This window comes from Alcanivorax sp. HI0083, from assembly GCF_001635175.1.
In genome coordinates, this window is the sequence record NZ_LWFX01001129.1 from 1 (window position 1) to 2,244 (window position 2,244).

1 protein-coding gene and 1 pseudogene are annotated in these 2,244 nt (G+C 60.9%); both read right to left on the bottom strand.

From position 1 onward, the window contains the following. The coding region (locus A3754_RS15740; protein ID WP_063520466.1) for a molybdopterin-dependent oxidoreductase at nucleotides 1–1,620 on the bottom strand (1,620 nt) is incomplete at its 3' end. Nucleotides 1,621–1,754: 134 nt separating this feature from the next. After that, nucleotides 1,755–2,244, bottom strand: a pseudogene (locus A3754_RS15745) (penicillin-binding protein 1C); the annotation flags it as partial.

The window sequence follows — 2,244 nt, forward strand, 5'->3', positions numbered from 1 at the left end:
TGTATGCAGGCCGTTCTCTTTGAGCTCGGCCAGGGCCTTGCCGCCACTGCCATAGGGCCCCAGACGCAGGCCCAGATCGATGATGCCGGTGTCACCCAATTTGCGGACAAAGCGGTCAGTGGCCGCCACCTTCAAGCGGCTGCGTCGACTGCGTGCCTTAAGCCGATTCAACCGCGTAGTGAGCCCGAGCAGGATTTCCCAGTCGTGCAGCATGCCCTCCGGGCGAGGTACCAGAGGTGGCGTGTATTTCACTACATTGCGCACTGACACCGCCTGGAAAATGGGGTCAAACTGGCCATGCTCCAGCTGCCCGGTGGGCGGCAGAATAATGTCGGCATGGCGGGTGGTCTCATTGATATAGAGATCAATACTGACCATGAAATCCAGCCCGGCCAGGGCCCGGTCCAGCTTGCTGCCATCCGGGCAGGACAACACCGGATTGCCGGCATGGGAAATAAAGGCCTTCACTTGCCCCAACCCCGGCGTGAGCATTTCATCGGCCATGGCGGTCACCGGGAATTCACCGCCGAATTCCGGGTAACCGTTTACCCGGCTGCGGTAACGGTCGAAGCTGCCGGTATCACCGCTAAGGGCACTCATGGCGACGATATCAAAGGCCGGGTTGGTGAACATCACGCCCCCTTCCCGATCCAGGTTGCCGGTGAGGATATTGATCACGTAGACCAGCCAGGCGCTGAGCGCACCATGGGCACTGGTGGTGACGCCCACCCGGGAATAGACCGCCGCGCTGGGCGCGTTGGCGATGTCACGGGCGAGCTTGCGGATATGATCGGCAGAGAGCCCTACCGCGGTTGTCACTTTTTCAGGGGTCCACGGTGCTACCAGCTTTTCCAGGGTTTTCTTGCCATCGAGCAGGGACTCGAGGCGGCCCGGCGCCACCAGCAATTCCGTGTACATGACCTGAACCAACGCCAATAACAGGTACACATCAGTGCCTGGGCGCACGAAATGATGCTCGTCCGCCACCCGGGCGGTTTCGGTGCGACGCGGGTCCACCACCACCAGTTTGCCGCCGCGCTTTTGCAGCGCCTTGAACCGGTTCTTGACGTCGGGAACCGTCATGATGGAGCCGTTGGAGGCCAGCGGATTGCCGCCAATAATCATGAAGTAATCGGTGCGGTCGATATCCGGGATGGGAAACAGCGCTTGGTGGCCGAACAGCTGATACGTCGCAAGTTGATGGGGCAGCTGGTCTGCCGAGGTGGCACTGTAACGCTGGCGGGTGTTGAGCGCCTGGGTAAACGGCAACAGGGTAAACAGGGCACCGTGATTGTGGGCTGTGGGGTTCCCCAGGTACAGGGACACCGCATTCTTGCCATGCTCCTGTTGTATCGCGTGGAGTCGCTGGGCGGTTTCCTCCAGGGCCTCATCCCAACTGATCGGCACCCAGCCATCGGCGGTACGTTTCACCGGGTGGCGCAGGCGGTCCGGGTCGTTGTGCAGATCCTGCAGGGCCACCGCCTTGGGGCAAATATGACCACGGCTGAACGGGTCGGCCTTGTCCCCGCGAATGGCTTGTATGTCATCGCCGCAGTGCTCTATCTCGATACCGCACATGGCTTCGCAAAGATTGCAGGTGTGATAGTGCAGGTGCTTCATCCTTGGCCCCGTTCGTTGCGTTGAGAGTCCTTGTTTATCAGATTCACGGCAAGAAGGCGCGGTGGATGTGCGGTTTTACGGCGCGCAAAGGATTGGCCGGCGTAATTGCGTGTAGCATGCCTGCGTGAAGCATCTCACTTACCCAGCACTTTGAAGCGCTGCTTTAACCGAAAGCCCTGATCATCCACCAGTGTCAGGGTATGCCAGCCGGGCTCGGCGGTGAGTGCCCATTCGTGGAAATGCCGGGTCTCGCCCAGATAAGCAGCATCCAGATGCCAGTACAGCCTGGCGTCAGCCCGTTGATGAACGGCACGAAATACCGCCCGCCCCAAGCGGCCATTCAGTTCCACCGGAATATAAATGGCCGTGCCCGCATGGGGATAGATCAACGCCATGGGCGGCTCGCTGTTCATGGCCCTGGCGCCGGCCAGACAATCATCCCGCCAGGCGGGCAAGGGCCGGTAGTGCGGGTGGCGGCGCTGGTAGAACCAGGCCTGCCCTGGCGGCAGCACAAACCAGTCCTGGTGGCGCATGTCGCTGACCGGCTCACACTGGCTATGCACCCGCTGGCCGTTGCTATCCAGATGCACGCGCACATGGTACGGCGTCACGGTTTCAAAATGG